A 6320-nucleotide genomic window follows, 5' to 3' on the forward strand; every position below is an offset into this window, starting at 1 on the left:
GCTCCGCTNTAAAAAAAGCCGAGTCGTTTGACTCGGCTTTTTTCGTTTTGTGTTCGTGGTTTTTGTCAACCAGCTTCGCGTGCGACCACAGAGTCTCGCGTGCGACTACAGAATATCGAGCAGTTCGACTTCAAAGACAAGCACTTCGTTAGGGCCGATCGCTCCCTGGCTGCCACGTTCACCGTAGGCCAGCTCTGAAGGAATGTAGAGCATCCATTTCGAGCCCACCTTCATCTGCTGCAGTGCCATCTGCCAGCCCTGGATCACTTGGCCGACCATGAATTCCGCGGGGGTTCCGCGAGCAACCGAGCTGTCAAACACGGTGCCGTCGATCAGTTTACCGGTGTAGTGAACTTTGACTTTGTCCGACGCGGTCGGCGAGGCACCACTGCCTTCTTCGATCACGGAATACTGAACGCCACCTTCAAGCGTTTTCACGCCTTCTTTCTTGGCGTTCTGCTCAAGCCAAAGCTTGCCCTTTTCTTTGTTTCGCAGCATCGCTTCTTCTTGGCGTTTGCGAAGCATCGATTCCATCTTGCCTTGAACTTCACGCAACTGATCATCGCCCATCACTGGGTCGTTGCTAGCCAATCCGTCCTTCAATCCGGCGATCAGCGATTCGAAATTCATGTCGTCGGCTTGAAAGCCTTGGTTGCTCATTTGTTGGCCGAGCGAAACACCCAAGAAATAGCCGATTTCGTCAGCCTGTTCTACGTATTTGCGGGGTGCATCTTCTGTTTTGGCGGCGTCGTCTTGTGCCATAGTCGAACTCGTCATAAGTGAAAGAGAGACGAGAGCCAACCCGCCAAACTGTAAAAAGGATTTTGTTGAAGTCATCAGGTGGGACATAGGTAGAGTTCCTGCGTTTGATTGAAAGGTCATCGGCGTGCATTTATACAAGAGCGACTCGAGTTGTGTTACCACGCAACCGAGAGATTCACGCCGCCTGGACCGAAATGGCATTACGGTGCAAAAACGATTGCGGCAATTACCATGCCGCCAATCACGGCCGCCACCAGAAGCAGCCGGGCCCAACTGACCTCGGGATTGGTGGCTCGATTCAGCCGGTCACTGATCTGTTGCTCGAGAATTTGGCGGCCCTTTTGGGTAACCGATTCCGCTGCGACATCCACTCCTAGCCCCTCGGGAAGCGATTCTGCGTGCAGATCGTACTTTTCACCCATCTCCAACATCACTCCCTGGACCGAGCGAGCATTGAAGGGACGATCGTCGGGCAATTTCCGCAGTAATTGGTCGACGACTTCATCGAGCTCAGCGGGGCATTCGGGCAGCAGATCGCGGACCCGTGGCGGCTTGGCGTGCAGATGCTGCTCGAATAATTGGGCAAAATTCTCGCCCATGAACGGCTTCCGCCCCGTCAGCATCTCAAACAAACAGCAGCCCAGCGCGTAGAGATCGGTTTTACCCGAAATCATCGCATCCCCCGTAATCTGCTCGGGCGACATGTAGGCATGAGTGCCGACCGTCAACCCGGAGGATGTGATATCGTTGTCGTGCAAATCGCGGGCGATACCAAAATCGCCTAATTTAACAATCGCCGATTTGGTCAAAAACAGATTGCCAGGCTTCAAATCGCGATGAATGACACCGTGGTTGTGAGCACACTGCAGCGCGGAACAGATTTGCCGCGCAACATCGACCACGACTTGCCAATCAAGTCGGCCTCGCGCCTCGAGCAATTCACCAACCGTGCCTCCTTCGACCAGCTCCATGATGTAATAAAGCTGGCCGTCGTCCGCTTCGCCTCCGCCAAAGGAGGCGATGATGTTGGGGTGACGCAAACGTTGCAGAATCGTGACTTCACGGCGAAAGCGAGCTCGGATCAGCTTGTCGCGACTAACACCGGGGTGCAATTTTTTGATCGCAACCCGTTCGCCAGTCTCGTTTTCCGTCGCTTCGTAAATCGTACCGACGGTGCCGACACCCAAAATGGTCCCAAGCTCGTAGTCGGTGATTTGCGAAGAAGGCACGTCGATTTTCGCTTAAACGTCCTTAGACTGCGATCTTTTCGATTTTGACGCGAGTGTGAATCTGGCGATGCCCCGTGCGACGCTTGCTGTGCTTGCGACGACGAAACTTTTGGATATAGATCTTCTTGTCTTTCTTAGGGCCAATCACCGACGCGGTGACCGAGGCACCATCCAAAGTGGGCGAACCAAGCTTCAAACCGTCGTCTGCGCTAACCGCGAGGACTTTTTCGAAGGTAATTTCGGAACCTTGGGAAAGATCGCGGAAGTCAATGTCAACTTCCATGCCAGGTTCGACGCGGTATTGGCGGCCACCATCTACAACGATAGCGTACATTTATGCACTCTCAAGTGAATTCAAGCGTAAGGGCGTTTTGTCGAGCCGCGTAGTGTATCGATCGATCGACGTTACGTACAGGCCTGTGACATGCTACGGACGACTATTTTTCCACCGCCATCGCACAAATCGAGCGTTTGGGTGGATCATTTAACCTAATCGTGCCAGAGCACCTCCCCGATTTAGACCAATTCTGCCGTTTTCAAGGTGATTCACGTCAACGCGAACCATGTTCCGGACTTTGCCTGACGCTTGTTGCCCGATCCGCCTCTCAAATCATCGGCACCCTGCCACATCGCGGGGCTCTTGGATTACGATATCGGTCGGCTAACGCGAACGAATCACCCTTAATCGTCCACCCGCCGCCCGAACCACCTCCCCCCAACCGGTCGACTTCAAGAGCCGGTTTACTGTAAGAAACTAGAGAAACGCTATGTTGCTGCACAATTCGCCGACACCATCGACCCGCTGGATGCGAATGATCGCCCTGGTGCTTGTCTTGGCCGGAACATCGCTGGCGGCCCGAGCTGCCACCGCCGCCGATCGCCCCAATTTTGTCTGGATCATGTCCGAGGACAACTCGAAACATTATCTACGGCATTTTGATCCCGATGGGGCGCCCGCCCCCAATATCGAAGCGTTGGCCGAACATGGCATCACGTTTGACCGTGCGTTTTCGTGTGCCCCGGTCTGCTCGGTGGCCCGCACCACGCTGATTACTGCCTGCTATGCACCACGGATCGGCACTCAGTTTCACCGCCGCTCGAAATTGGCGGCGATGCCCGAGGGATTAAAAATGTTCCCCGCCTACCTGCGTGACGCCGGATACTACACGACCAACAACAGCAAGGAAGATTACAACGCCGTGCGGTCGCCGGGCACTTGGGATGACTCATCGAAGAAAGCGAGCTGGAAAAAACGACCAGACAAGTCGATGCCGTTTTTCCATGTGGTGACATCCGCATTGTCGCACGAAGGTCGACTGCATTTCTCGGAAAAGACGATGGCCAATCCGACGCAAACCGATCCCGAATCGGTGAAACTGCAACCGTACTTCCCTGACACCGACACCTTCCGCTACACCCGAGCCAGTTATCACGACCGGATGATGGCGATCGACAAGGTGGTGGGTGACGTCGTCGAAGAACTGAAAAACGCTGGTGAACTCGAAAATACGTTCATCTTTTACTTTGGCGACCACGGTGGCGTTCTGCCCCGGTCCAAAGGCTACACCTACGAAGCGGGACTGCATGTCCCGCTTGTCGTTCGCGTCCCCGAGCGATGGAACGATCGGGTCTCGCGAGAGGTCGGATCTCGCACCAATGGCTTTGTCGAGTTTGTTGACTTCGGCCCCACGGTGCTAAATCTTGCTGGAATCGATGTCCCTCGCGGCGTCGACGGCAAAGCGTTTCTGGGTGACGGAATCGGCACCGCCGACGTCGACGCTCGCAACGAGACATTCGGTTACGCCGATCGCTTTGACGAAAAATACGATCTGGTTCGCACGCTTCGAATTGGAAACATCAAGTACATGCGTCACTTCGAACCGTACTATCCCGACGGAATGCAAAACAACTATCGCTACAAGATGCTGGCTTACCAACAGTGGCGAGAATTGCACGCCGAGGGAAAATTGAATGATGTGCAAAGCCAGTTCTATCGCCCCAAGGCGGTCGAAGCAATTTACAACCTCGAAAATGATCCGCACGAAACTCGCAACTTGGCGGGTGATCCCAATTTTCAAGCGACCCTGAAATCGATGCGGACGCGGCTCGACGAGCGACTCAAGGCGATGCCCGACCTGAGCTTCTTTCCCGAAGCAATGCTCTACGAATCGGCCATGGCCAACCCGACTGAATTTGGCCAACAGAACAAAGAACGCATTGCCAAGCTGATCGACACCGCCAATCTAGCGCTGTTGCCGTTTGATGAAAGCGAGGAAAAGTTACGCGATGCGATTTCCAGTAACGATCCATGGGTTCGCTATTGGGGATGGGTCGCAGCATCGAGCATCGGATCGGATGCAAAGCCGTTAATCCCGATCGCCAAGAATCACGTCTCTGACGAAGAACCGCTTGTCGCACTGCGTGCGATCGAGTTCATGGCGATAATCGGCGACGAAGACATTCGCCCTCAACTCTATCAAACGATCTCGCGTGCGAGCAACGAGCCCGAGTTGTTGCAAATGCTCAACACCGCAGTCTACTTGAACGATTTCTTTGGCGATCGATTGACACTCGATGTGGCTCAGTTGAAATCAAGCATCAAGCTCAGCAAGCAAGGCGACATCCAAGATCGATTGGACTATTTCTCGTCCAAGTGATTCTGAACGAGCCGACGCAACAATCACTTACCAGAATTTCCACCAAGGTTTCTTCGGTGGCGGTGGCGTCGCTCGCATTCCCAACACCCCGAACTCGTCGCAGTCGCCTGATCGCACCTGAGCGACTTTTACCATCGACGCATCGATCAACTTGGTCAATAGCGGCATCGTCGAGTCGTTTTTGCGAACATGCAATTTGCATTTGAATTGCTTGGACGCCGCCATCATCGCCGAGATCGCTTGACGCGGCCCCGGGGTATTACCGAAACCGGTGATTACAAATGTGCCGTTTCTTTTTTGTTCCCCGTTACTTCGGCGAACTTGTATTGGCCTTGCTCTGCGTCGAGCTCATCCCAGCCGTGATACTCTTCCTGCATCTTGACTCTCCAACGGTTGAGTCTGACGAACCTTCTTCGCAGCGCTGCCCGAACCAAACACGCTGCCCAAACACGCTGCGAAGGCCAAACACGCTGCAAAGGATTCGCTAAGGAAAAAGTGGCGGACGACACGCGTTCGCCCTCGATGACATCTATCATCCTTAGGGCTGCCCCCTTGATGCAAGTCAATCCGAGAGCGACTCGATCACTTCAAGGCAAAATTAGCATGAACAGATCAACACTACACCAATTGGCCATCACGAAGCTCGCGGCTTTGTTTTAGCGATTCGGCGAGCGCGTGGCTGTGAGTGACGACGACCAGGATAACGCCCCGGCTGGTGGGCAAATCAAGCAATAATTCGGTGACCGAGTCCGCGGTACGGCGGTCCAAGTTGCCGGTGGGTTCGTCCGCCAACACCAAGGATGGTTGCATCAGCAGCGCCCGAGCGATCGCGACTCGCTCTCGTTCACCACCGGACAGCTCGCTCGGCAAATGCGCTCGGCGTTCGACCAACCCCACGCTTTGCAGCAAATGCTCGGCATGTTCGAAACGTTCGGCGGCGGGACTTCCTTGCGCCAATGCGGGAACCAGCACGTTTTCGAGCACCGTCAATTGCGGCAATAAATGGTGGTCCTGAAAAACAAATCCAACGTGCTGGTTACGAAATCCCGCCAGATCCCTCTCGGTCAACGCAAATGGATCTTGGCCATCGATACGAACCGTGCCTTGATCGGGATGGTCAAGCGTCCCAAGGATTTGCAGCAGCGTGCTTTTTCCGCAGCCGCTCGGCCCCACGATCGCTAGCGAGTCGCCTCCGGCCAGCGAGAGCGAGACGTTACTTAATACTTGTAGCGGCTCCCCCGCCGTTGGATACGACTTCGAGAGATTCTCGACCTGCAAAGATGTGTCGCGATTAGCCGTCGTCACAGTTGCTGCTCTCCTTTGTGGCCACAGGCCACCGTTAGCCTTGAATCACACTAGCCTTGAATCACACTTTCACATAACGCGAGGCTTGCGATTCCATAAAACGTGTATTCGACATCGGTTGTATCGTCGAGCGACAGCCCGACAAACCCACCGGGACTTCGCTGCATCATGCGGGCGTACTTCTGCATCGCCCCGACATTTACGACCGACGTCGCATCGAGATCCACCAGCGTGATCAGCCCCGTGCACGTACTCAATAGATCGGCAAATGGGATCCGAGTGTTGGCGGTCATGCCCCCTTCGTCGGATTGCATCTCGGACAAAAACTCAATCGTCGCGGTGTGATCCATCGCATCGAGTCGCCCGA

At 54.6% G+C, this 6320-nt stretch carries 7 protein-coding genes; 1 reads left to right on the plus strand and 6 read right to left on the minus strand.

Annotated elements, in window-relative coordinates; genetic code table 11:
- Positions 1 to 105: 105 nt before the first annotated feature.
- From RMSM_RS29855 to rplU, 3 genes are all read right to left on the minus strand, one after another.
- Positions 106 to 762, minus strand: coding sequence for a BamJ family beta-barrel-assembly machinery protein (locus RMSM_RS29855; protein WP_008706261.1), 657 nt, complete (start codon positions 760 to 762; stop codon positions 106 to 108).
- 200 nt (positions 763 to 962) lie between these two features.
- On the minus strand, positions 963 to 1991 hold the full coding sequence (locus tag RMSM_RS29860) for a serine/threonine protein kinase (protein ID WP_008706263.1): 1029 nt from the start codon (positions 1989 to 1991) through the stop codon (positions 963 to 965).
- Between the two features lie 22 nt (positions 1992 to 2013).
- Entirely contained in the window at positions 2014 to 2325 is a 312-nt protein-coding gene (gene rplU, locus RMSM_RS29865) for a 50S ribosomal protein L21 (RefSeq protein ID WP_008706265.1), read from the minus strand.
- Positions 2326 to 2758: 433 nt separating this feature from the next.
- Here rplU and RMSM_RS29870 point away from each other — a divergent pair, with 433 nt between their 5' ends.
- A complete protein-coding gene (locus tag RMSM_RS29870; protein WP_008706267.1) occupies positions 2759 to 4648 on the plus strand; it encodes a sulfatase-like hydrolase/transferase in 1890 nt (629 codons plus the stop codon).
- Positions 4649 to 4675: 27 nt separating this feature from the next.
- On the opposite strand, the gene RMSM_RS29875 is transcribed toward RMSM_RS29870, so the two are convergent.
- The 3 genes from RMSM_RS29875 to RMSM_RS29890 all read right to left on the minus strand — a co-directional run.
- Positions 4676 to 4876 carry a hypothetical protein gene (locus RMSM_RS29875; RefSeq protein ID WP_008706269.1) on the minus strand — a complete coding sequence of 67 codons (201 nt, stop codon included), beginning with the start codon at positions 4874 to 4876 and terminating at the stop codon, positions 4676 to 4678.
- A 390-nt stretch (positions 4877 to 5266) separates the two neighbouring features.
- The gene (locus RMSM_RS29885) at positions 5267 to 5953 is read right to left on the minus strand and encodes an ABC transporter ATP-binding protein (protein WP_236622362.1); all 687 of its coding nucleotides are present in this window, start codon (positions 5951 to 5953) and stop codon (positions 5267 to 5269) included.
- Between the two features lie 50 nt (positions 5954 to 6003).
- A partial coding sequence (locus RMSM_RS29890) for a prenyltransferase/squalene oxidase repeat-containing protein (RefSeq protein ID WP_420493684.1) occupies positions 6004 to 6320 on the minus strand: 317 nt, incomplete at its 5' end.

It is taken from the genome of Rhodopirellula maiorica SM1 (assembly GCF_000346295.1).
Classification (GTDB): domain Bacteria; phylum Planctomycetota; class Planctomycetia; order Pirellulales; family Pirellulaceae; genus Novipirellula; species Novipirellula maiorica.